General features: G+C 61.9%; 16 protein-coding genes. 3 read left to right on the top strand and 13 right to left on the bottom strand.

The window, feature by feature from the left end; all coding sequences use genetic code 11:
* Position 1: 1 nt before the first annotated feature.
* The 3 genes from NKH71_RS16875 to NKH71_RS16865 form a co-directional block, all read right to left on the bottom strand.
* Positions 2–1,120: an ABC transporter permease gene (locus tag NKH71_RS16875; RefSeq protein ID WP_023718439.1), complete on the bottom strand. Its 1,119-nt coding sequence runs from the start codon at positions 1,118–1,120 to the stop codon at positions 2–4.
* A complete protein-coding gene (locus NKH71_RS16870) occupies positions 1,113–2,036 on the bottom strand; it encodes an ABC transporter permease subunit (RefSeq protein ID WP_023718440.1) in 924 nt (307 codons plus the stop codon). Before NKH71_RS16870 ends, NKH71_RS16875 begins: the two co-directional genes overlap by 8 nt.
* Positions 2,037–2,202: 166 nt before the next feature.
* The gene (locus NKH71_RS16865) at positions 2,203–3,795 is read right to left on the bottom strand and encodes a peptide ABC transporter substrate-binding protein (protein ID WP_352789025.1); all 1,593 of its coding nucleotides are present in this window, start codon (positions 3,793–3,795) and stop codon (positions 2,203–2,205) included.
* Positions 3,796–4,168: 373 nt separating this feature from the next.
* Here NKH71_RS16865 and NKH71_RS16860 point away from each other — a divergent pair, with 373 nt between their 5' ends.
* Together NKH71_RS16860 and NKH71_RS16855 are read left to right on the top strand one after the other, a co-directional pair.
* Positions 4,169–4,648 (top strand): TadE family protein, encoded by a 480-nt coding sequence (locus tag NKH71_RS16860; protein ID WP_084642568.1) that lies wholly within the window; start codon positions 4,169–4,171, stop codon positions 4,646–4,648.
* A gap of 1 nt (position 4,649) precedes the next feature.
* Positions 4,650–6,434, top strand: coding sequence for a pilus assembly protein TadG-related protein (locus tag NKH71_RS16855; RefSeq protein WP_352789027.1), 1,785 nt, complete (start codon positions 4,650–4,652; stop codon positions 6,432–6,434).
* Positions 6,435–6,447: 13 nt separating this feature from the next.
* Here NKH71_RS16855 and bglA read toward each other — a convergent pair whose 3' ends face one another.
* From bglA to NKH71_RS16805, 10 genes are all read right to left on the bottom strand, one after another.
* Complete coding sequence (gene bglA / locus NKH71_RS16850; protein WP_352789029.1) at positions 6,448–8,076, bottom strand: beta-galactosidase BglA; 1,629 nt, start codon at positions 8,074–8,076, stop codon at positions 6,448–6,450.
* Positions 8,066–10,069 (bottom strand): glycogen debranching protein GlgX, encoded by a 2,004-nt coding sequence (gene glgX, locus NKH71_RS16845; RefSeq protein ID WP_023718445.1) that lies wholly within the window; start codon positions 10,067–10,069, stop codon positions 8,066–8,068. Before glgX ends, bglA begins: the two co-directional genes overlap by 11 nt.
* A gap of 253 nt (positions 10,070–10,322) precedes the next feature.
* Positions 10,323–11,951 carry an alpha-D-glucose phosphate-specific phosphoglucomutase gene (locus NKH71_RS16840; protein ID WP_352790949.1) on the bottom strand — a complete coding sequence of 543 codons (1,629 nt, stop codon included), beginning with the start codon at positions 11,949–11,951 and terminating at the stop codon, positions 10,323–10,325.
* A gap of 3 nt (positions 11,952–11,954) precedes the next feature.
* A complete protein-coding gene (gene glgA, locus NKH71_RS16835; protein ID WP_352483652.1) occupies positions 11,955–13,400 on the bottom strand; it encodes a glycogen synthase GlgA in 1,446 nt (481 codons plus the stop codon).
* Between the two features lie 3 nt (positions 13,401–13,403).
* Positions 13,404–14,669: a glucose-1-phosphate adenylyltransferase gene (glgC, locus tag NKH71_RS16830; RefSeq protein WP_023718448.1), complete on the bottom strand. Its 1,266-nt coding sequence runs from the start codon at positions 14,667–14,669 to the stop codon at positions 13,404–13,406.
* A gap of 35 nt (positions 14,670–14,704) precedes the next feature.
* A complete protein-coding gene (glgB, locus tag NKH71_RS16825) occupies positions 14,705–16,918 on the bottom strand; it encodes a 1,4-alpha-glucan branching protein GlgB (RefSeq protein WP_352483653.1) in 2,214 nt (737 codons plus the stop codon).
* Positions 16,919–17,063: 145 nt separating this feature from the next.
* Positions 17,064–19,532, bottom strand: a complete 2,469-nt coding sequence (locus NKH71_RS16820) for a glycogen/starch/alpha-glucan phosphorylase (protein WP_023718450.1) — start codon at positions 19,530–19,532, stop codon at positions 17,064–17,066.
* Between the two features lie 166 nt (positions 19,533–19,698).
* Entirely contained in the window at positions 19,699–20,487 is a 789-nt protein-coding gene (locus tag NKH71_RS16815) for an ATP-binding cassette domain-containing protein (RefSeq protein WP_023718451.1), read from the bottom strand.
* Positions 20,484–21,566, bottom strand: coding sequence for an ABC transporter permease (locus tag NKH71_RS16810; RefSeq protein ID WP_023718452.1), 1,083 nt, complete (start codon positions 21,564–21,566; stop codon positions 20,484–20,486). Before NKH71_RS16810 ends, NKH71_RS16815 begins: the two co-directional genes overlap by 4 nt.
* Before the next feature lie 90 nt (positions 21,567–21,656).
* The gene (locus NKH71_RS16805) at positions 21,657–22,673 is read right to left on the bottom strand and encodes a sugar ABC transporter substrate-binding protein (RefSeq protein WP_352895207.1); all 1,017 of its coding nucleotides are present in this window, start codon (positions 22,671–22,673) and stop codon (positions 21,657–21,659) included.
* 229 nt (positions 22,674–22,902) lie between these two features.
* Here NKH71_RS16805 and NKH71_RS16800 point away from each other — a divergent pair, with 229 nt between their 5' ends.
* Complete coding sequence (locus NKH71_RS16800) at positions 22,903–24,132, top strand: ROK family transcriptional regulator (protein ID WP_352895189.1); 1,230 nt, start codon at positions 22,903–22,905, stop codon at positions 24,130–24,132.
* Position 24,133 lies beyond the last annotated feature (1 nt).

The following is a 24,133-nucleotide window of genomic DNA, read 5'->3' as shown; positions in this document are numbered from 1 at the left end:
CTCAACGATCCCTCGGGTCGAGCGCGTCGCGCAGCCCATCGCCGACGAAATTCAGCGCGAACAATGTCGAGACGAGAAAGAAGGCCGGGAACAAAAGCAGCCAGTTGGCCGAGCCGATATTCTGGGCGCCGACCGAAATCAGCACGCCCCAGCTGGTCATCGGCTCCTGGACGCCGAGCCCGAGGAACGACAAAAAACTCTCCAGGATGATGACCTGCGGCACCAGCAGCGTCATGTAGATCACCACCGGCCCGAGCAAATTGGGGATCACATGGCGCAGCAGAATGCCGCGCTGCCCGACGCCCATCGCCTCCGCCGCCTGGACATATTCCTGCCGGCGGATCGATAGCGCCTGTCCGCGCACGATGCGCGCCATGTCGAGCCACAGCACGGCGCCGACGGCCAGGAACATCAGCACGAAGTTCCTGCCGAAGAACACCACCAGCATGATGACGAAGAAGATGAACGGCAAAGAATAAAGCACGTCGACGATACGCATCATCACCTCGTCGACCCTGCCGCCGGCAAAGCCGGCGGTGGCGCCATAGAGCACGCCGATCACCACCGCCACAATGCCGGCAAGCAGGCCGATGGCCAGCGATATGCGCCCGGCCATCAGCGTTCGCGACAGGAGATCGCGGCCGGTATTGTCGGTGCCGAACAGGAAATATTGCTGCTTGATCGATGCACTCATCACCATTTCGAGACCGTCCGGCGATTTGCTCTCGATCTTTGTGTCATCGAAGGTATCGGAACGATCAAGGTAGCGAATGTTGCGGTCGTCGATCGGCTTGGACGATCTGACGGTAACGAACACACGGCTGCCCTCCTGCCGCCACTCCTTGATGTCGACGCGCATACGCCTGATCGCCTCGTCGAGAGCGCCTTCGATCATGTCGGCCTTTGGATAGGCGGAGAAGCTCGGCGGCGTGCGGACATAGTCGCCATAGATGGTGGTGTATTGGTGCGGCACGAAAGAGGGTCCAAACACGCTGATGACGGCGATGAAGGCAAGATAATAGAGGCTGAACATGGCCGCGCGGTTGGCCTTGAGGCGCGCCCACGCATCCCCCCACAGGGATCGGCCGACGACCGGTGCTGCAACTGCGATATCAGTCATAGCGCACCCTCGGATCAACGACACCATAGAGGACGTCGACGATCAGGTTGAAGACAATGGTGAAGAGCGCGATGACCACCACCGTCCCCATCACCAGTGTGTAGTCGCGATTGAGTGCGGCAACGACAAAATGGCGGCCGATGCCCGGGATAGAGAAGATGGTCTCGACGATGATCGAGCCGGTGAGAAGGGCTGCGGCCGCCGGACCGGTGAAGGAGACGATCGGCAGGATGGCGCCGCGCAGCGCATGCTTGACGACGACCGACCAGTTCGACAACCCAAGCGCGCGGGCGGTGCGGATGTGATGCGAGTGCAGCGATTCGATCATCGAGCCGCGCATCAATCGAGCGACGATGGCGATCTGCGGCAGAGCGAGCGTCAGCACCGGGCCGACCTTATTGATGACGGCTCCATCGCCCCAGCCGCCGATCGGCAGCAGCTTCCAGGTCAATCCGAATACAAGCTGGATCACCGGAGCGATGACGAAGGTCGGAATGGTGCTGCCGGCGGTCGCCAACGCGATCACCGAATAGTCGGCAAGCTTGTTCTGGTTGAGCGCGGCAACAGTGCCGAGCACGCTGCCGAGAAGCAGCGCCAGAACGAGCGCCGAAGCGCCGAGTTGGATCGAGATAGGCAGGCCTTCCCTGAACAACTCGCCGACGGTGAAATCCGGCATGTTGTAGCTGGGGCCGAAATTGCCGCGCAGAAGATTGCCTAAATAATGGAGGTACTGCAGCCAGAGCGGGTCGTTGAGCCCGAACTGGGCTTCGAGATTGGCCCTGATCTCGGGGCTCAGGCCCCGCTCCTGGTTGAACGGGCCGCCCGGCGCGACGCGTATCAGGAAGAACGCTATGGTCACGATGACGAACAGCGTCGGGATGGCGGTCAGCAGCCGCCGAAATACGTAACGCAGCATCGGTGCCCCGCTTGATCCAGAGCAGCGCGCGTCCAACTGGACGATTGCGCTCTAGCCTTCAAATCTTCGCACCGACATTGTCGAAAATCGAATCCGGTTCCCGGGCCGATGCGATGGCAAACCAGCGCCGCCGCGCATCGAGTTGCGCGGCGGCCTGGCTAAGGGATCAGTCCTTGCTGATGAAGCGGGACGGATGGATGTCCATCACATTGTCGTCGAAGCCGTGCAGCTTCGAGGAAACGATGTCGTGGTAGCTGTAGTAGAGAAGCGGGATGTTACCGACATCGTCGACGAGGATGCGCTCGGCCTTGGCGAGTTCCTTCATGCGCTCTTCGGGCTTGCCGCCGGCGGCGGCGGCCTTGTCCATGGCCTCTTCGTATTTCGGGCTGACGTAGCTCGAATAGTTGTTGCCGCTGGCCTTGCGGGTGATGCCAAGGAAGGTTTCCGGATCCTTGTAGTCGGCGATCCACGCGGCACGCGCCACATCATAGTCGCCCTTCTGCTCAAGGAAGGAGTAGTGGGTCTTGGTATCGGTGTTGAGCAGCGTGACCTCGACGCCAAGCGGCTTCAGCTGTTCCTGGATGGCGACAGCGGTGTTCTTGTGGTTTTCCGAGGTGTTGTAGCGGATCTGCATCTTCAACGGATGCTCGGGCGTATAGCCGAGCTTCTCCAGGATTTTCTTGGCTTCATCCTCGCGGTCGATCTGCGGCATGTCAGCGTATTTGGCCAGTGCCGGCGTGTAGCCCTCGATGCCCGGAGGCACCATCGAATAGCCGGGCAGCATCGAATTCTGCCAGACTTTTTCGGCGAGAAAGTCGCGATCGATCGCCATCGAGATGGCGTTGCGCAGTTCGACATTGTCCCACGGCGCCTTGTCGGTCTTGATCGCATAATAGTAGGTGCCGAGATATGGCCCGACACGGACCTGGTCGCCGAATTTGGACTTGAGATCGGCGAGCTGTTCCGTCGGCAGGTCACCGTAACTGTCGAATTCGCCGGCCTCGAAGCGCTTCATCGCAGACGAGCGATCCTCGGTCGGGATGTAGTTGACCACGTCTAACTTGACGCTGGCGGCGTCCCAGAATTTCGGATTCTTCACCAGCTTGAGATGGTCGTTGGGAATCCACTCCGCCGCTGTAAAGGCCCCGTTGGAGACCAGCTTGCCTGCCTTGATCCAGTCGGCGCCAAGCTTTTCGATGGACGCCTTGTTAACCGGAAAGGTCGCCTGATGGGTCAGCATCTCCAGGAAGTAAGGCGTTGGCGCCTTGAGGGTGACTTCGAGGGTATTTGCGTCAATCGCCTTGACGCCCATATCCTCCGGCTTTCCCTTCTTGGTGTTGACTTCCTCGGCACCCTTCACCGGATAGAGCATGGAAGCGTATTCGGCAGCGGTGGCCGGATCTTCCAGCCGACGGAACGAATAAACGAAGTCGTCCGCCGTCACCGGGCTGCCATCCGACCAGAGGCCGTCCTTGCGCAGCTTGAAGGTGTAGACAGTGCCGTCGTCGGACACCGTCCAGCTTTCGGCTGCGCCCGGAATGAGGTTCGTCTTCTGGTCATGCATGACGAGGCCCTGGAACAGGTCGCGTATGATATCGGCTTCGTAGACCGTCGAGGTCTTGTGCGGATCGAGCGTCTCCGCTTCGGCGGCGGCTCCGCGGTTGTAGACGGTTTCGGCGAAAGCCGGCGTGTAGAACGTACCGGCGGCCAAGACCATGGTCGTGGCGAGTACCGTCGCCTTCAGCACACGTTTCAGCATGGAGTTCTCCCTAATGACGTCGCCCTTCGGCTACGTCTCTAAGTGTTGACGCCCCGAAACCGATTGGCTGGTTCCTTTCGAGCGCGCAGCCGGTTCCCTTTCCGGCAGCTGGTGGCCAAACAGTAACGTGGAGATTTTTTATTTCAACAGACTCTCGGGGTCACCCAAAGTAAGGGGGCCGGGGCAGCCGCTTTGCGAACCGCCAATCAATGATCGAAACCATGAGTTTGGCTGGGTTTCCTGGCCAGAACGCCGATAATCTGGCTGATCATTTCAGTTTACCGGAATGTATTAATTGGTTCTTAGGCAACCAAGGGTTACAAATCCCGATGGGTTCGGCACATCGACCTTTATGGTCCAACGGGCAAGGGCAATGAACAAGATAGACAGTAATACTGTCACATTAAAGCGTAAAATATTGCGCCCAATAAGGGCAAATCTACGCAAAATTGGAGAAGAATCCGGAACTTCCGCGGTCGAATTCGCCCTGCTTTCCCCGATCTTTATCCTGCTCGTACTCGGAATGGTTGCATATGGTATCTATTTTGGTGCAAGCAACTCGTTGCAGCAAATCGCCGCCGATGCCGCCCGTACTGCAATTGCCGGATTGAACCAAACCGAGCGCCAGGCGCTAGTGGCAGGTTTCGTCAAAAACAACGCCAGTGGATACCCGTTCGTCGATTCCGGCAAGCTGACCTATCAGGCGACGGACAGTACGGCCGACGGAAATCAGTTCGTCGTGTCGATTCAGTATGATGCCAGCAACCTGCCGATCTGGAACTTGTTGCCCAGCCTTGCGATGCCCCAAACCACGATCTCACGCAGGTCGACCATCAGGATTGGAGGCATTTGAAATGTCGCAGTTCTTGCTGAGCAGCATCGGCCGGATCGGGCGCGCGATGCTAGGCGACGAGAAGGCGAACTTTGCCGTCATGACGGCGCTGATAGCACCGTTCGCGCTGGGGCTGGCGGCCTTCGCTGTCGACGAAGGTTCGATCTACACGGAGCGCAGGGAAGCCCAGGCGATGACCGATCTGGCGGCGATCACCGCGGCGTCGAACATCAACAATATGGAAGCCGCGGCGGTAACCACGCTCAGTGACAACCGAATGCCCGGCATCATTGTTCAAAAGCCGGGTGAGACAATCGTTCCCACGGTTGGGAAAACCGTCGTGTCCGTCACCGGCGGCCGATACTCAGCGGCGTCCTCGGTCGGGGTCGACAAGCGCTTCGAAGCCGGTAAAATGCCTTACAACGCCGTTCGCGTCACTCTACACAAAATCCCCGCCCGGTATTTCGCCAGTTCGCTCATCCCTACTCCGGTTGTCGGCACCGAAGCCATTGCCAGCATGACGCCGCAAGCGATGTTCTCGGTCGGATCCAGGCTTCTCAGCGTCAACGGCGGCATCCTCAACGCGCTTCTCAGTAAGCTGCTGGGCGGAAACATCTCGCTCAGCGTCATGGACTACAACGCGCTGATTTCGGCCGACGTCAACGTGCTTTCGTTCGTCGATGCCCTTGCGGTGCAGTTGCAACTGACCGGCGTCAGCTATTCCGAAGTGCTGGCCTCGAAAGCGACGGTAGGCCAGATCGCGACCGCCATGGCCAATGCTTCGGGGACGGGCAGCGCCAGCAAACTTGTCCTACAGACAATCGCGTCGAGGGCTACCAACACGGCCAAGATACCGCTCAATCATCTTGTCGACCTTGGTTCGATCGGCAAGCTCGGCCTCGGACAAAAGTCTCCAGGCTTTTCCGTCGACGCAAGCGCGATGGGCATGCTGGGTGCCGCCGCCTCGCTGGCCAATGGCTCAAACCAGGTCCAGGTCGATCTCGGCGCCACTATTCCGGGACTTACCTCCACCACGCTCGCCGTCGCCATCGGTGAACCGATGCAATATTCACCCTGGCTGGCCGTCGGGGAAAAAGGCACCGTGGTGCGCACTGCGCAGACACGAATCAAGCTGGTCACCACAGTCGGCATCGGCAATTCCAATCTCGGCGGCGGCATCAGTCTGCTGTCCGTCAACCTGCCTCTGCATGTCGAAGTCGCCTATGCGGAAGCCAAACTAACCGACATCAGCTGCCCGACGGGCCGGCCGGATAGCATCAAGGTCTCGATCGCCGCGCAGCCTGGCGTGGCCTCGCTGCACCTTGCCGCCAGCGACGCCGACAACAACCCATCGGCCTTCGCCGATTTCAGCAATCCGCAATCGTTCTCCGATGCCACGATTGCACAGGTAAGCGTGAAGCTCCTGCTGCTCACCCTCAATCTGCTCGATGTGAAGGGTTCTTCAGCACTTGCGATCACCAACAACGATCCGACCACATTGACGTTCGTCAGCACCGATATCGCCAACAAGACGATAAAGACGGTTTCGACGAAGAACCTGACGCAATCGCTCACCACGTCACTGGTCAGCGGGCTGTCGCTCTCGGTCAATGCGCTGGGCCTCGGGCTGGACGTGACGGCTCTGCTCGGAACGGTGAAGCCGGCGGTGGTAACGGTTCTGAACGGCGTGACGGCGCCTGTCGACGCACTGGTTTATAACGTTCTTGCAGCGCTTGGCGTGCATGTCGGCGAGGCCGATGTCCGGGTTGTCGGCGCGACTTGCGGGCGCTCCGTACTCGTTCAATGAGATCAAATAGAGATCAGCCGATCCGGCCGAGAAAGCAGCCGAGCGGCGGCAGGGATAGAGCTCCTTCCTGCAAGACGCCGGTAGTACTGCCAAGATCTATCGGCTCTATCACATCCAGATCCGGCGGCGATTGCCAGCCGGCCGGCTCATCGGCAAAATTGAAGACGCAGAGCAGCTTTTCGTCACCGCCTTCGCGAATGAAGGCAAGGACGTCGCCCTCAGCATCGAGAAACCGGATCGAGCCTCGAACCAGCGCCGGATGCTGCTTGCGCAAGGCCAGCATCGCCCGGTAGCTCGCCAGGACGGAGGTTTGCTCGCCGTCCTGGACATCGACCGCGCGGGCGCGATGGTTTGCCGGGACCGGAAGCCACGGCTTGCCGGTTGAAAAGCCGGCATTATCGGCGCCAGCCTCCCAGACCATCGGCGTGCGGCACCCATCCCGCCCCTTGATCTCCGGCCAGAAGCGGATGCCGAAAGGATCGCGCAAATCCTCGAACGCCAGCTCGGCCTCCTCCAGCCCGAGCTCCTCGCCCTGATAGAGGCAGATCGACCCGCGCAGGCAAGAAAGCAGCACGATTGAGAATTTCGCCACCCTGTCCGGATCGCCGCCCGGCCTTGTCCAGCGGCTGACATGGCGCACGACATCGTGGTTGGAGAATGCCCAGCAAACCCAGCCGTCGAACACCGTACTCTCGAAGGCCTCGACACAACCGCGCACATGCGCCGCGGAGAATTGCGGGCCAAGCAGGTCGAACGTGTAGGACATTTGGAGCTTGTCGCCGCCGCCCGTGTAGGCGGCAAGCGTCTGCAACGAACGGCTTTCGTCACCAATCTCGCCGACCGCGGCGCGGCCTTCGTACTCGTCAAGCAACGCCCGGAAGCGCCTGAGAAAAGCAAGGTTTTCCGGCTGCGTCTTGTCGAACAGATGCTCCTGGTAAAAATAGGGGCTGGTTGCCGTATTGGTGCCGGCGACGCTTTCCGCCAAAGGCGGGTTGCTGCGGAGCCAGCGGTCGTGGACGTAATAGTTGACCGTATCCAGCCGGAAACCGTCGACGCCACGCTCGAGCCAGAACCGCACCGTTTCCAGCAAGGCGTCCTGCACCTGCGGATTGTGGAAATTCAGGTCCGGCTGCGAGGCGAGGAAATTATGCAGGTAATATTGCCTGCGCGTTGCGTCCCATTCCCAGGCGGGGCCGCCGAAAAGCGACAGCCAGTTGTTGGGCGCGGTGCCGTCGGGCTTCGCATCGGCCCAGACGTACCAGTCGGCCTTGGCGTTATCGCGGCTCGTTCGGCTTTCGACGAACCATTCGTGCCGATCCGACGAATGTGACAAGACCTGGTCGATGATCACTTTCAGGCCGAGCCGGTGCGCCTCTGCAATCAGCGCGTCGAAATCCTCTGATGTGCCGAACATCGGATCGACGGCGCAGTAATCCGATACGTCGTAGCCCACGTCGGCCATTGGCGACTTGAAGAAAGGCGACAGCCAAACGGCGTCGACACCGAGCGATGCGACATGGGCAAGCCTCGAGGTGATGCCGAGGAGATCGCCGCTACCGTCGCCTGTCGTGTCCTGGAAGGAGCGCGGGTAGATCTGGTAGATGACGCAGCCGCGCCACCATTCGGCATTGTCACCCATCATGGCTCTCCCCTGCGCCCGCCTGCGCGGCCCTGCTTTCGATCATGAATATGACCGTTCGCCCCAAAACCGGCCGTGAGATATCGCCACTATCCGTTTCGATGGCTGGGCACCAATGAAAACCCGCCCGTTCCGGCAGCGTGAACATGCAGGCCCGACGGTCACCATTGATGATCACGGCAAGGCGACCGTCCTCATCGCCGAGAACCATGACCAGCCGATGCCGCCTAGGATCGTGCCAGGCTGCTTCGTCGAGCGGCACGCCGGTTTCGCTCAGCCAGACGACGTCAGCTATTTCCGAGCCGGCCGCAGGCTCGCCGGTGAGAAAGCTTGCGTCCAAAAGCGCCGGCGCGGCACGACGCATCTTGGCGAGCAGAGCCGTGTACCGCTCCAGCGCCCGGTCGCGCCCGGCCCAGTCGAGCCAGGTGATGTCATTGTCCTGCGCGTAGGCGTTGTTGTTGCCGCGCTGCGTGCGGCCGAATTCGTCGCCGGCCGTCAGCATGATCGTGCCGCGCGAGGCAAAGAGCGTCGCCAGCAGTGCGCGTTGGTCATCGAAACGGGCCGTAACGATTGACTGGTCGTCGGTCTGGCCCTCGACGCCATTGTTCCAGGACAGGTTGTCGTCGTGGCCGTCGCGGTTCTGTTCGCCATTGGCCTCGTTGTGCTTGTGTTCATAGGCAACGATGTCGGCCAGTGTCATCCCGTCATGTGCGGCGATGAAATTGATGCTGCGGACCGTTGCCTGGCCTGGTTTGGCAAAGACATCGGACGACCCCGCAAGCCGCGTCGCCAGCGCACCGATCATGCCGCCGTCGCCGCGCCAGAAGCGGCGGATATCATCACGGTATTTGTCGTTCCATTCGAGGAAGGGCGGCGGAAAATTGCCGAGCTGATAGCCATCCGGTCCGATGTCCCAGGGCTCAGCGACCAGCACACGGTCGGCAAGAACTGGGTCGTTGCGAATGGCGTTCAGCAGCGGCGCATCGGCGTCGAAAACGCCGTCGACGCGGCCAAGGATCGGCGCCAGGTCAAAGCGGAACCCGTCGACACCGGCGTGCTGGACAAAGTGGCGAAGCGTGTCGAGGACCATTTCCCGGACGACCGGATGATCGCAGGCAACCATATTGCCGGTTCCGGTGTCATTGACCAGAGCGCCGTCGGCCTCGTGCCGGTAGTAGGCGCGGTTGTCGAGCCCGCGCAGCGACAATGTCGGGCCGAGCCGGTCGCTTTCGCCGGTGTGGTTGAACACCAGGTCGAGAATGGTACCGATGCCGGCCTCGCGCAGCGCGGCGACCGTTTCGCGCAGCTCAGCCAGACCGCCGGGCGCCAGTCGCGGATCCAGCGCCATGAAGGTCACGGGATTGTAGCCCCAGGCGTTGCCCAGCCCGAGCGGCGGCAAATGCCGTTCGTCGATCGATGCAGTCACCGGCATCAACTCCACGGCTGCAACGCCGAGTTTTTGCAGATGCTCGACAACAAGAGGATGAGCGAGGGCTGCAATGGTGCCGCGTTGCTTCTCGGGAATGTCGGGATGCAGCTTTGTGAAGGCGCGCACCTGCACCTCGTAGATGAGGCCGCCGGGCCTAAACAGAGGCGGCAAGGCGGGCAAGGGTTCCGGCAAGGCGCCGGCAATGGCCTTCGGCATCAGCGACGCCGTGTCGCCCCCCTCGCCCTGGCGTGCGGCGAGCCGGCCGTCATAGGCATAGGGTCTGTCGATCTCGACGGCATAGGGATCGGCCAGCAGCTTGTCGGGATCGAACCAGAGCCCCTGTTCCGGCGCGTAGTCGCCATCGGCGCGGAACCCGTATCGGGTGCCGGCGGCGAGACCGGCAACAAAAAGCGTATGCACGCCGTCGCCCTCGGGCTGCAGTTCAAGCCGGTCGATCTCGCGCCTTCCTCGCTCGTCGAAAATCGAGACCCAGATGCGCCGAGCCGACGAGGACCATACGGCGAAGCGAATGCCTTCTTTGGTGATGGTTGCGCCGAGTTGGCTCACGCGCGCTCACAGCAGCAGGTCGTAGACAGTTTGAGGCGTTGCCAGGTTAGCTCCCCCTTCTCCCCTTGTGGGAGAAGGTGTCGCCGAAGGCGACGGATGAGGGGTGCTCCAGCTTGGCGCGGACGGCATTCCTTCCAACACCCCTCATCCGTCTCGGCGCTTCGCGCCGATCCACCGCCCGGGGGCGAGCCACGGGTCTCGCCCCGTCCTTCGGACCCCACAAGGGGAGAAGGAAAGGCGCGCCGCTCCAAGCTCACGTAATCACGCTCGGCTTGGCGCGGCCGGTATGGCTGCGAATCCCGGCAATGTCGTCGGCCGCCGCAATCAGATCGGCAAGCGCCTCCTGGGTGTCGAGATCGTGGCGGCTCTTGTCTGGCTCGTAGCGCTCGAAATAAAGGCGCAGCGTCGCGCCCGAGGTGCCGGTGCCGGACAGGCGGAAGACGACGCGCGAGCCGCCTTCGAACAATACTCTTATGCCCTGGTTCTTGCTGACCGAGCCGTCGACCGGATCGTGATAGGCGAAATCGTCGGCGCTGGCGATTGTCATGCCGCGCACGCTGGTGCCCGGCAGCGAGCCAAGTTTGCCGCGCAGTTCGTCGACAAGCGCATTGGCGCGATCGGTCTCGACCTCCTCGTAATCGTGGCGCGAATAGTAGTTGCGCCCATAGGCCGCCCAATGCTCGGTGACGATCTGCCTGGCGCTTTCGCCGCGCGCGGCAAGGATGTTGAGCCACAAAAGCACGGCCCACAGGCCGTCCTTTTCGCGGACATGATTGGAGCCGGTCCCCGCACTCTCCTCGCCGCAGATCGTCGCCATGCCGGCATCGAGCAGATTGCCGAAAAACTTCCAGCCGGTTGGCGTTTCATAGATGCCGATGCCGAGCTTTTCGGCGACCCGGTCGGCAGCACCGCTGGTCGGCATCGAACGGGCGATGCCTTTCAGCCCGGCCTTGTAACCCGGAGCCAGATGGGCATTGGCGGCGAGCATCGCCACCGAATCCGACGGGGTGATGAAAATGCCCTTGCCGATGATCAGGTTGCGGTCGCCGTCGCCGTCGGAGGCCGCGCCAAAGTCGGGCGCATCCGGCCCCATCATCTCGTCGTAGAGGTGTTTTGCATGCACCAGATTGGGATCGGGATGGTGGCCGCCGAAATCCGGCAGCGGGATAAAATTACGAGCGGTGCCGTTCGGCGCCCCTAGCCGGTTTTCGAGGATCTCCTTGGCATAGGGGCCGGTCACCGCATGCATGGCGTCGAAGCGCATGCGGAAGCCTGATTTGAACAACGCCCGCAAGGCATTGAAATCGAACAGGCTTTCCATCAGTTCGGCATAGTCGGCGACCGGATCGATGATCTCGACGGTCATGTCTCCTGCCTCGACCGTGCCGATCGTGTCGATGTCGACCGGTCGGATATCGGCGATCTTGAAGCTCGAAATCACCTTGGTTTTTTCGAACATCGCGTCGGTCAGCTTTTCCGGCGCCGGGCCGCCATTGCCGGCATTGTACTTGATGCCGAAATCCTCATGCGGGCCACCCGGATTGTGGCTGGCGGACAGGATGATGCCGCCGAAGGTCTTGTATTTGCGGATGACATGCGAAGCGGCCGGCGTGGATAAGATACCGCCCTGCCCGACCATCACCTTGCCAAAGCCGTTTGCCGCGGCCATGGCGATGGCCTTCTGGATGACCTCGCGGTTATAAAAGCGGCCGTCGCCGCCGATCACCAGGGTCTTGCCTTCGAACCCGTCCAGCGCGTCGAAGATCGACTGGATGAAGTTCTCGGCATAGTGCTCCTGCTGGAACACCGGGACCTTTTTACGCAGCCCGGAGGTGCCGGGCTTCTGGTCGGGATAGGGTTTGGTGGCGACAGTGCGGATCATCAGTCAGGCAGCCCTTTTCGAAAGCAACAAGCGATAGAGTCGGACATATTTTTCGGCGCTTTTGTCCCACGACACGTCGGCCTTCATGCCTTGCCGCTGCATCGACGCCCACACCGCGGGATTGGCATGCGCTTCGACAAGGCGGCGGATGGCGTGCAGCAGGGCGCCAGCAATGGGGGGCGCAAACTGGAAGCCGGTCGCCACGCCGGCAGAGATGGCGGCTTCGTTGGCATCGATAACCGTGTCGGCAAGGCCGCCGGTACGCGCGACGACCGGCACGCAGCCATAGCGCAGGCCGTAAAGCTGCGTCAGCCCGCAAGGTTCGAAGCGCGACGGGATAATGATGGCGTCGCAGCCGCCCTGCATGGTGTGGGAGAGCCCCTCGTCATAGCCGACGACGACGCCAATGCGACCACGATGGCGGGCTGCGGCGGCAAGCAACGCGCCTTCGAGCCCGGCGTCGCCAGACCCAAGGATTGCCAGCCGTGCACCTGCCGCGACGATACCGTCGACGGCGGCCGCCAATATGTCCATGCCCTTTTGCCAGGTCAGCCGGCTGACAACGCAGACGATCGGGCTGTCATCGCGATCGAGGCTGAAACGGTCCTCGACCGCGGCCTTGTTGGGCATTCGCGCCTTAAGCGTCTTTGCCGTGTAGTTGGAGACCAGATGCGTGTCGGTTTCCGGGTTCCAGATCTCGGTATCGATGCCGTTGACGATGCCATGGAGATCGACGGAGCGCATGTTGATCAGGCCGTCGAGGCCCATGCCGAATTCGGGCAAGCGGATTTCCTGCGCATAGGTCGGGCTGACCGTGGTGATCGCCCAGGCGGCCTGCAGGCCGGCCTTGAGGAAGCCGACGCCGCCATAATATTCGACGCCGTCGAGCGCCATCGCCGCCGCCGGCAGGCCAAGCTCGCCAAAGATGCCGGCGCCGAACTGGCCCTGGAAGGCGAGGTTATGGACGGTGATCATCGACGGCGTGCCGACCGCCTTGCCGTAGCGCATATAGGCGAGTGTCATTGCCGACTGCCAGTCATGGGCATGGACGATATCGGGCAGGTAGCCGGAGATGGCGCCGGCAGCAATATCACCGCCGACCTGGCTCAAGGCCGCGAACCGCCGCCAATTGTCCGGCCAGTCGGCGCCGGCCGCGTTGCCGTACGGGCCGCCGGGACGGTCGAAAAGATGCGGCGCGTCGAGCACAAACAGGTCGAGCCCGGCGATCTGGACGGCATGCACCGAAGCCTTCCCACCCTGCAGCAATGGATATTGCTGAACCGCCTTCTTTTTCCTGAAGGCGCCCATCACCTGAGGATAGCCGGGGACGAGCGTGCGCATGTTGACGCCGTTGCCGGCCAATGCCACGGGCAAGGCGCCAGTCACGTCGGCGAGCCCTCCGGTTTTGACCAGCGGAAAGATCTCGGGCGCCACCGACAGAACCTGCATGCACTACGATCCCAGCCTGTTGACCATGTCCTGCGTGACCAGGCAGATGCCTTTTTCCGAAACGCGGAAACGCTTGGCGTCGAGGACAGGATCCTCGCCGACCACCAGCCCCTCCGGGATCCTGACGCCGTGATCGATGACCACGCGCTTCAGCCTGGCGTTGCGGCCGACATGGACGTCGGGCAGCATGACGACCTCCTCCAGCGTCGAATAGGAATTGATGCGCGCGCCGGTAAAGATCAGGCTTCGCTTCAGCGAAGCGCCCGAAACGATGCAATCGCCCGACACGAGAGACGACACGGCCGACCCGCGGCGGCCATCTTCGTCATGCACGAACTTTGCCGGCGGCTTCAACTCGGCGTAGGTCCAGATCGGCCAGTCGCGGTCGTAGAGGTCGAGTTCCGGCGTGATGTCGGTCAGGTCGATATTGGCTTCCCAATAGGCGTCGACCGTGCCGACGTCGCGCCAATAGGCTTCGTTCTCGGCGGTCGAGCGCACGCATGATTTGGCGAAGCGATGCGCGATCGCCTTTCCGTGTTCGACGATGTAGGGGATGATGTCCTTGCCGAAGTCGCGGCTGGAGCCGGGCTCCGCCGCATCGCGACGCAATTGCTCCATCAGGAACTTGGTCTTGAACACATAGATGCCCATCGAGGCCAGCGCAAAATCCGGCTTGTCGGGAATGCCCGGCGGATCGGCGGGCTTTTCGATGAAGGAGATGATGGTGTCCTTGGTGTCGACATGCATGACGCCGAAGCCGGTGGCTTCCATGCGCGGCACTTCGAGGCAGCCGACGGTGACATCGGCGCCGGCCTCTACATGCTGGCGCAGCATCAATTCGTAATCCATCTTGTAGACGTGGTCGCCGGCCAGGATGACCATGTATTCCGGCCCATAGGCCTCGATGATGTCGATGTTCTGGTACACGGCGTCGGCGGTGCCCTCATACCACTGTGTTTCCGACACACGCTGGCTGGCCGGCAAGATGTCGAAACTCTCGTTGCGCTCGGGCCGCAGGAAGTTCCAGCCGCGCTGCAGGTGGCGGATCAGCGAATGCGCCTTGTACTGGGTGGCGACGCCGAGGCGGCGGATACCGGAATTGAGCGCATTGGACAGCGCGAAATCGATGATGCGGGTCTTGCCGCCGAAATAGACCGCCGGCTTGGCGCGGCGGTCGGTCAGTTCCTTGAGCCGGCTGCCACGGCCGCCGGCCAGCACATAAGCCATGGCGTCGCGTGCCAGCGGCTGTGTTCGTTTTGTTTCAGCCATTCCTATCCTCCCAGGTTAGATGCTCCAGACATAGCTCAGTCCGGGACGAATTCGAGCATGATCGTCGACAGCGGCGGCAAAAGCATCGTCGCCGAAATGCCTCCTCCTTCCGCCCGAGCCTCGACGAGGCCGCTGTTGCCCTTGCCGGAACCGCCATAGTCCGTGGCGTCGGTGTTGATGATCTCGCGCCATTTTCCGGTCTGCGGCAACGGCACGCGGTAATTGTCGCGCGGCACCGGCGTGAAGTTGGAAATGACGGCGACCGGGTTGCCGCCCGGCGCGCTGCGCAGCCAAGCGAACACCGAATTCGCGCTGTCATCGACGATCAGCCAGGAAAAGCCCTCCGGCTCGCAGTCGCGGGCATGCAGCGCCGGGCGCGAGCGGTAGAGATAGTTGAGATCGCGCACCGTCTGCCAGACACCACGGTGGAGCCGGAAATCGAGCAGGTTCCAGTCGAGCGCGCGCGCCTCGCTCCACTCGCGGCGTTGCGCGAACTCCTGGCCCATGAACAACAGCTTCTTGCCGGGATAGCCCCACATGAAGGCGTAATAGGCGCGCAGCGTCGCGAATTTCTGCCAGTCGTCGCCGGCCATCTTGTTAAGCAGCGTTCCCTTGCCGTGCACCACCTCGTCATGGGACAGCGGCAGCACGAAGTTCTCGCTGAAGGCGTAGACCAGGCCGAAGGTGATGTCGTTGTGGTGATGCTTGCGGAAGATCGGCTCCTTGGAGAAATACTCCAGAGTGTCGTGCATGAAGCCCATGTTCCACTTGAAACCGAAGCCCAGTCCGCCCTCGTGCACCGGCTGCGAGACTTTCGGCCACGAGGTCGATTCCTCGGCGATGGTCATCACACCCGGATGGTGGCCGTAGACCTCCTTGTTCATCCGTTGCAGGAAGCTGACCGCTTCCAGGTTCTCGCGCCCGCCCCTCTCGTTGGGAATCCATTCACCAGCCTTGCGCGAATAATCGAGATAAAGCATCGAGGCGACCGCATCGACGCGCAGACCGTCGACGTGATATTTCTCTGCCCAGAACAGCGCATTGTTGACAAGAAACGAGACCACCTCGCGACGACCAAAATTGTAGATCGCGGTGTTCCAGTCGGGATGGAAGCCCTTGCGCGGATCGGCATGTTCGTAGAGTGCGGTGCCGTCGAACTTTGCCAGACCGTGTTCGTCAACCGGGAAATGCGCCGGCACCCAGTCGAGGATGACGCCGATGCCGGCGCGGTGGGCACCGTCGACGAAGCGGGCAAAACCGTCCGGATCGCCAAAGCGGGCGCTCGGCGCATAGAGACCGGTCGTCTGGTAGCCCCAGGACGGGTCATAGGGGTGTTCGGAGATCGGCATGAATTCGATATGGGTGAAACCCGTCTCGACCACATAGGGGATCAGCCGGTCGGCGAGCTCGTCCCATGACAGGAAGCTGCCGTCGTCGTGAAGCCGCCATGAGCCGGCATGGACCTCGTAGATCGATACGGCTTCGCGCCTGTGGTCGGCATTGCGCCAGTAGTTCCGGTGCGCCTCGTCGCCCCATTCATGCACCGGCGGCAGCGCCGTCACCGAGGCGGTAGCCGGGCGCAGTTCGGATTTGAAGGCGAACGGATCTGCCTTGAGCGGCAATCTCACGCCATCCGGCCCGATGATCTCGTATTTATAAGGGCGGCCGGCGCCGATGTCGGGAATGAACAGCTCCCAGATACCGGTATCGCGGCGGTCGCGCATGGTGTGCCTGCGGCCGTCCCACTCGTTGAAGTCGCCGACCACCGAGACACGCCTTGCATTGGGCGCCCACACCGCAAAATGTACGCCCGATGCACCCTCATGGTCGATGAGATGAGCGCCGAGCTTGTCGAACAGCCTGAGATGCGATCCTTCGGCGATGTAATAATCGTCCAGCGGGCCGAGCACGGGGCCGAAGGAATATGGATCGGTCAGCCACCAGTCGCCGCCGGCGTTCCTGGCGTGATAGCGCAGCGGCTGGCGTTTGCGCAGCGACAGTTTGCCCTCGAAGAAGCCGCGATCGTCGCGTCTCGACAGCTCGCCGGCCTTCTTGCCGGTCAGCGTATAGGCGGTGACGGACTCGGCATGAGGGACGAAGCAGCGGCCGACAAAGCCCTTCCCCGCCTCATGCACGCCAAGCACGGAGAACGGGTCGCCATGCGTGCCGGCGACAATCGCCGCGACATCGCCGGCTGGCGCCAGTCCGTCCGGCCCGCTTGTCGCAACGGTCGCGCGCGGCTTGCTCATCAGGCAGTGTCCCTCCTCGGGCACCAAGTGCGTGTTTCTAGTGAAGTTTTGAATTCGACAGTCGCAGGCCGCCTGACCTTCCAAGGGATGCGAAGGTCAAATCACTCCACTAGGGCCACATTGTTCCTGGTCTCATGCAATCACATCAGGCGGGCACGTGCCAGATGTCTTTCGCATATTGGCGGATCGTGCGGTCGGACGAGAACCAGCCGACGCGGGCGACATTGCGGATGGCTCTGGCGTACCAGTCCGGGCTGTTGCGCCAGACGGCATCGACGTCGCGCTGGGTGGCGGCGTAGGCATCGAAATCCGCAGCGACCATGAACCAGTCGCTCTGGTAAAGGCCGTTGATCAGGTCGCGATAACGGTCCGGATCGTCAGGCGAAAAGACCCCGGACGAAACCGCGGCAAGCGCCTGCGCCAATTCAGGCGATCCCTCGATTACGGCGCGCGGATCGTAACCATTGTTGCGCCGCTCGGCGACCTCATCGGTGGTCAGGCCGAAGATGAAGATGTTGTCGTCGCCGACGCATTCCTTGATCTCGACATTGGCGCCGTCGAGCGTGCCGATGGTCAGCGCGCCGTTCAGCGCGAACTTCATGTTGCCGGTGCCGGACGCTTCCATGCCGGCGGTCGATATCTGCTCCGAAAGATCGGCGGCCGGCATCATGATCTCGGCTAGGCTGACATTGTAGTTCGGCACGAACACCACTTTCAGCAAGCCGCGCACCGCCGGGTCGCGGTTGATGACCCGGGCGACGTCGTTGGCAAGTTTGATGATCAGCTTGGCGTTGTGATAGCTGGGCGCCGCCTTGCCGCCGAAGAACTTGACGCGGGGCATCCAGTCGCGCTCCGGATGCGAGCGGATCTGGTCGTAAAGCGCGACCGCTTCGAGAATGTTCAAGAGCTGGCGCTTGTATTCGTGGATGCGCTTGACCTGGATGTCGAACAGCGCCGAGGGGTCCACCTTGATGCCGAGCCGGTCGGCAACGAGATTGGCAAGCCTCGTCTTGTTCGCCCGTTTGACAGCGGCGAACTTGTCGCGGAAGGCAGCGTCCTCGGCGAAAGGATCGAGCAGCTTTATCTCGTCGATGTCGTCGAGGAAGCCGTCGCCGATCGCCTCTCGGGTGAGTGCCGTGAGGCCGGGATTGCACTGTATCAGCCAGCGCCGCGGTGTGATCCCGTTGGTCTTGTTGTTGATGCGGTCCGGGTAGAGCCTGTGGAGGTCGGCAAACACCGTCTCCTTCATCAATTCCGTATGCAGTGCCGAGACGCCGTTGATCGAGTGCGAGCCGACAAAGGCCAGATTGCCCATACGCACGCGGCGATCGCCATTTTCCTGGATCAGCGAGATGCGGCTGATCTGCTCGTCCGAGAACTGGTCGGAGACGCGCGCCTCGAGCAGCACCTCGGCGTTGATGGCGTAGACGATCTGCATGTGGCGCGGCAACAGCCGCTCGAATAGCGGCACGGGCCAGCTTTCCAGCGCTTCGGGCAGCAGCGTGTGGTTGGTGTAGCCGAAGGTGCGCTTGGTGATGCTCCACGCCTGGTCGAAATCCATGCCGTGGACATCCATCAACAGGCGCATCAGCTCGGGGACGGCGATGGCCGGATGGGTGTCGTTGAGATGGATCGCCGCCTTGTCGGGCAGCGATTGCAGGTCGCCATACTGGCTGAGATGACGCTGAAGGATGTCCTGCAGCGAGGCGGTGGAGAAGAAATACTCCTGCCTGAGCCGCAACTCCTGGCCTGCCTTGTGGGAATCGGCCGGGTAAAGGACGCGCGACAGCGCATCGGCCTTGTTGCTCTCGGCGAGCGCGCCGATGTGATCGCCGGCGTTGAACTTGTCGAGCAGGATCGGATCGACCGGCATGCCGGACCACAGACGCAGCGTGTTGACGCGGTTGGCCCGCCAGCCAACCACCGGGGTATCGTAAGCAACGGCCAGAACATGTTCGGTCGGCTTCCAGACATGGCGCTCGAGCCTGCCATCCTTCGAGGTGATCGATTCCACCGAGCCGCCGAAGCCGACCTCGAAGGAGCGTTCGCGGCGTTCGAACTCCCAAGGATTGCCGTGATCGAGCCATGTCTCGGGCAGTTCGACTTGCCAGCCGTCATGGATCTCCTGCCGAAACATGCCGTTGGCGTAGCGAATGCCATAGCCATGCGCGGGGATATCGACGGTAGCCATGCTTTCCATGAAGCAGGCGGCGAGCCGGCCAAGGCCGCCATTGCCAAGGGCAGCGTCCGGTTCGAGCGCAGCAATGATGTCGAGGTCGACGCCAAGTGACGACAGCGCCTCGCGCATATTGTCCATCAGGCCGAGATTGGAGAAGGCATCGCGCATCAAGCGGCCGATGAGGAATTCCAGTGACAGGTAATAGACGCGCTTTTCCTGCTGGGCGTAGGCCTCTTGGGTCGCCTGCATCCAATGATCGACGATGCGGTCGCGCACAACCTTGATCGAGGCGGTGAGCCAATCGTACTGGGTTGCAACGTTGGTGCCCTTGCCGACCCTGTATTTGAGGGCCTGCAAGACTTCGTCGGCGAGCGTCTTGGGATCCGGGTTTTCGAGGGTGGGCAGAGGAGCTTCGGTTGTCATCGCGCGCGTCATGCTGCCTCTCGTGACGTTGCCAGGATCATGCGGCTTTCACCATCTCCGCCAATGCTAATGCATCCCACCGGATGTTCAATGGATTCAGGCGACCGCAAGCCGGGTTGCCCTGCGGCAATTTGGCATTGAAACACCGCGCCCTCAGCGGCGGGCCTCAAGTTCTTGTTCAGGCCGCCAGCGCCGCCTCCGGCGGGACCTTGGCGCCGGTCATGAAGGCGACCGCGTCGGACATCGTATATTGCTTCGGATCGATGACGCACAGGCGACGGCCGAGCCGATGAATGTGAATGCGGTCCGCCACCTCGAAGACATGCGGCATATTGTGTGAAATCAGCACGATCGGCAGGCCTCGGCGTTTGACGTCGAGTATCAGTTCGAGCACGCGGCGGCTCTCCTTGACGCCGAGCGCGGCCGTCGGCTCATCCATGATGACCATCTTCGAGCCGAACGCCGCGGCGCGCGCCACCGCCACGCCCTGGCGTTGACCGCCGGAGAGAGTTTCCACCGCCTGGCTGATGTTCTGGATGGTCATCAGGCCAAGTTCGGTCAGCTTGTCGCGGGCGCGCTTTTCCATCGCCGGACGGTCGAGCATGCGCAGCCAGCTGCCAAGAAAGCCCGGCTTGCGGATCTCGCGGCCGAGAAACATGTTGTCGGCGATGGACAGCGCCGGCGACAGCGCCAGGTTCTGGTAGACGGTCTCGATGCCGGCTTCGCGGGCCTCCATCGGCGATTTGAATGCAATAGGCTTGCCTTCAAGCCGGATCTCGCCTTCGTCGGGCACGACCGCGCCGGAAATCGCCTTGATAAGCGACGACTTGCCGGCGCCGTTGTCGCCGATGACAGCAAGGATTTCGCCCGGATAGAGATCGAAATCGGCATTGTCGAGGGCGGTGACGCGACCGTAGCGTTTGACCAGGCTGCGGGCGGTAAGGATCGGTTCCTGAGTCTGGTTCATGCCGAGATCTTCCTGATCCACTGGTCGATACCAACAGCGATGATGATAAGGGCGCCGACAGACAATTGCGTCCATTGGGGATCTGTCCCCCAAAGCCTGAGGCCGAGCGCGAACACCCCGACGATCAGCGCACCGAAGATGGTCCCGAGGATGGAACCGCGGCCGCCGAACAGTGATGTGCCGCCAATCACCACGGCGGTAATCGAATTGATGTTCTCGAACTGCCCGGCCTGCGGCGAGACCGATCCGATGCGTCCGATCAAGGCCCAGCCGGCGATGGCACAAATGATGCCGGTCAGGGTATAGACCGTGACCAGCATCCGGCTGACGCGCACCCCCGACAGTTCCGCGGCTTCCGGGTCGTCGCCGACTGCGTAGACATGCCGGCCCCATGCGGTGTGATTGAGCACGTACCAGGCAATTGCCCCCATGATCAGCACCAACAGCACGCCATAGGTGAAGACTGCGCCGCCGATCCTGAACGAGCCGCCGAAAAACTGCAGCAGCGGTGCCGTCGCCTCGAGATCCTGGCTGCGGATGGTCTCGTTGCCGGAATAGATGAAGTTGATGGCAGCGTAGATCGACCAGGTGCCGAGCGTCACGATGAAGGGCGGCAGTTTCACCCAGGCGATGAGAATGCCGTTGATCAAGCCGCAAATCGCGCCGACAAGCAGCCCGATGGCAACGGCGACCGGCGCTGGAACACCGTAATGCATGGCAAACTGGCCCATAACAACCGAGCTCAGCACCATGATGGCGCCGACTGACAGGTCGATGCCGGCGGTGAGCACCACCAGTGTCTGCGCGATGCCGACCATGCCGGTTATCGCCACCTGCTGGAGGATCAGGGTGAGGGTGAAGGGAGAAAAGAAGCGTCCGCCGACGACGACTGCGAACAGAACCACCGAGATGAGCAGGATGATCAGCGGCACCATGGCCGGGCTTTTATGCAAGCGGTGCTGGATGCTCTCCAACGTCGAGCGGGAATGCGTCTCGAATGATGCGACGCTGGCGTCGCTAGCGGCCAGGACCGTCTCGAATTCCTGCGGTCCCTTGCTCCTGGTTGTTTCGACGCTCAAGTCGGCCTCCCCGCCTGTGATGTGGAGCGGCCGAAACCGCTCCACATTCCCTATTGTTCTTTTTGAAGTTGAGCCGATCAGGGGATCAAATCAACCCCAGCACTTGCTGAGGCCTTGCTTCGTATCGATGGATTCGATGCCGGCGGCAGGCTTGTCGGTGATCAGCATGACGCCGGTGTTGTAGAAGTTCAGACCGGGCGACGGCTCAGGCTTCTTGCCGGTGTCGGCAAAGGTCTTGATCGCCTCGATGCCGAGCGAGGCCATGAGCAATGGATATTGCTGTGAAGTGGCGCCGATCACGCCCTCGGCAACGTTCTTGACACCGGGGCAGCCGCCATCGACCGAGACAATCAGGACGTCCTTCTCCTTGCCGACGGCTTTCAGTGCCTGGTAGGCGCCCGCGGCCGCAGGTTCGTTGATGGTGTAGACGACGTTGATATCCGGATCCTTCTGCAGGCAATTCTCCATGGCAGTATGCCCGCCATCCTCATTGCCGCTCGACAGATCGTGACAGACGTTGCGTGCGTCGGTTTCGTCGCCGATCTTCTTGGGATCGCCGAGGTCGATGCCGAAGCCCTTCATGAAGCCTTGATCACGCTGGACGTCGACGGAGGGCTGGCTGGCGATCAGATCCATGTAGGCAATGTGCGCATCCTTGGCCTTGTCGCCCAAGGTAGCCTTTGCCCAGGAGCCGATAAGCTCGCCGGCCTTGAAATTGTCGGTCGCAAACGTCGCATCCGCGGCATCGGCAGGCTCGAGCTGCGTGTCGAGAGCGATCACCAGCACCCCTGCATCGCGCGCCTTCTTCACCGCCGGCACGATGGCCGCAGTGTCGGTGGCGGTGATCAAAATGCCCTTGGCGCCGTCGGCGATGCAGGATTCGATCGCCGCAACCTGGCCCTCATTGTCACCTTCCGCCTTGCCGGCATAGGCTTTCAGATCGACACCGATTTCCTTGGCTTTCGCGGCGGCACCTTCCTTCATCTTCACGAAGAAGGGATTGGTGTCGGTCTTGGTGATCAAGCAGGCGCCGACCCCGGCGGCCGATGCCGTCGACGCAAACGCCATCAGGCTCAGTCCGGCCGCGGCAAACACGGTGGATTTCAACAGTTTTGACGTGGTCACGATTTTCCTCCCATTGAACCATTTAGGATGCCGGCCAACCGGCATCTGCAGCGCGTCCGACGAAATCTCCCAGTGTCGACGCCGATCTCAAGAGACACCAGTCCGCCAGCACTGTCAATAATTAAATCACTCTTATTTATTATTGACAACGCAGGATTGTTCACTCACTCTAGACCAAAAGCATCGAGGGGAAACGACGGGAGGAACAGGGGTGGAGACCGGCATTACAAGGCACGGCTCGCCCGATGCGGCCGAAAGCCGCCTGCACCGCGGCACCAATCAAAGCGGCATGCGGGACCACAATGAGCGGCTGGTGCTGTCGCTGGTGCGCCAGCACGGCAGCCTGGCCAAATCCGACATCGCACGCATGACTGGCCTCTCGGCGCAGACAGTATCAGTCATCATGCGCGAGCTGGAGGAGGACGACCTGCTCGTTCGCCAGGCGCCGTTGCGCGGCAAGATTGGCCAGCCCTCGATACCCATGGCGCTCAATCCCGACGGCGCCTATTTCATCGGCCTGAAGATCGGCCGGCGCAGCGCCGAGCTCGTGCTGATCGATTTCCTCGGCAATGTGCGCTCGATGCTGCAGCATTCGTACCGCTATCCGGCGCCGCGCGAGACGGTGGAATTCGTTACGAGCGGCATGAAGAAGATGCGCGGCGAGCTCACTCCTGCGCAGGACAAGCGCATCGCCGGGCTTGGCATCGCCATGCCGTTCGAATTGTGGAACTGGGCCGATACCGCCGGCGCGCCGCGTGAAATCATGGACGAATGGCGCCATCGCGACATCCGCGCCGACATCCAGGCGCAATGCGAATTTCCGGTCTACCTGCAAAACGATGCCACCTCGGCCTGCGGCGCCGAGCTCGTGTTCGGCCAGGCGGCGGGTGCGGCGCGCGATTTCGTCTATTTCTACATCGGTGCCTTTGCCGGCGGCGGCATCGTGCTGAACGGCCGGCTGTTTGGCGGCCCAACCGGCAATGCCGGCGCGCTGGGCTCAATGCCAGTGCCCGGGCCTGACGGCAAGCCGACGCAGTTGATCGACGTTGCATCGATCGCCACGCTGGAGAAGGCGCTCAACGCACGCGGCGTCGAGGCCTCGCATCTGTGGACATCACCGGGGGACTGGGGCGAGATCGGTGCCGAGCTTGACGACTGGATCGCCAGCGCCTCGCAGGCGCTCGCCTATGCCATCGTTGCGGCGTCGTCCGTCATCGATTTCGAAGCCGCGGTGATCGACGGATGGATGCCGCTCGCCGTGCGCAGGCGGCTTGTCGATGCCGTCATCCAGGCCATGGGCAGGATCGACGGCGAAGGCCTGAGGCTGCCGGCCGTCCGCGAGGGAACGGTCGGCATCCATGCGCGGGCGCTGGGTGGCGCCAGTCTGCCGCTATCGGAGCGCTTCCTCATCGGCTCGACCACGATTTCCCGGAGCTTCTGAG

This window comes from Mesorhizobium sp. M0983 (genome assembly GCF_040318975.1).
GTDB lineage: Bacteria > Pseudomonadota > Alphaproteobacteria > Rhizobiales > Rhizobiaceae > Mesorhizobium.
This window is presented reverse-complemented; position numbering and strand designations above follow the sequence as displayed.

Coding starts and splice junctions, on each gene's coding strand:
- NKH71_RS16860 (WP_084642568.1), top strand. CDS start 4,169: ATGAACAAGATAGACAGTAATACTGTCACATTAAAGCGTAAAATATTG.
- NKH71_RS16865 (WP_352789025.1), bottom strand. CDS start 3,795: ATGCTGAAACGTGTGCTGAAGGCGACGGTACTCGCCACGACCATGGTC.
- NKH71_RS16815 (WP_023718451.1), bottom strand. CDS start 20,487: ATGAACCAGACTCAGGAACCGATCCTTACCGCCCGCAGCCTGGTCAAA.
- NKH71_RS16820 (WP_023718450.1), bottom strand. CDS start 19,532: ATGACGCGCGCGATGACAACCGAAGCTCCTCTGCCCACCCTCGAAAAC.
- glgC (WP_023718448.1), bottom strand. CDS start 14,669: ATGGCTGAAACAAAACGAACACAGCCGCTGGCACGCGACGCCATGGCT.
- glgA (WP_352483652.1), bottom strand. CDS start 13,400: ATGCAGGTTCTGTCGGTGGCGCCCGAGATCTTTCCGCTGGTCAAAACC.
- NKH71_RS16875 (WP_023718439.1), bottom strand. CDS start 1,120: ATGACTGATATCGCAGTTGCAGCACCGGTCGTCGGCCGATCCCTGTGG.
- glgB (WP_352483653.1), bottom strand. CDS start 16,918: ATGAGCAAGCCGCGCGCGACCGTTGCGACAAGCGGGCCGGACGGACTG.
- bglA (WP_352789029.1), bottom strand. CDS start 8,076: ATGATGGGTGACAATGCCGAATGGTGGCGCGGCTGCGTCATCTACCAG.
- NKH71_RS16855 (WP_352789027.1), top strand. CDS start 4,650: ATGTCGCAGTTCTTGCTGAGCAGCATCGGCCGGATCGGGCGCGCGATG.
- NKH71_RS16870 (WP_023718440.1), bottom strand. CDS start 2,036: ATGCTGCGTTACGTATTTCGGCGGCTGCTGACCGCCATCCCGACGCTG.
- NKH71_RS16840 (WP_352790949.1), bottom strand. CDS start 11,951: ATGATCCGCACTGTCGCCACCAAACCCTATCCCGACCAGAAGCCCGGC.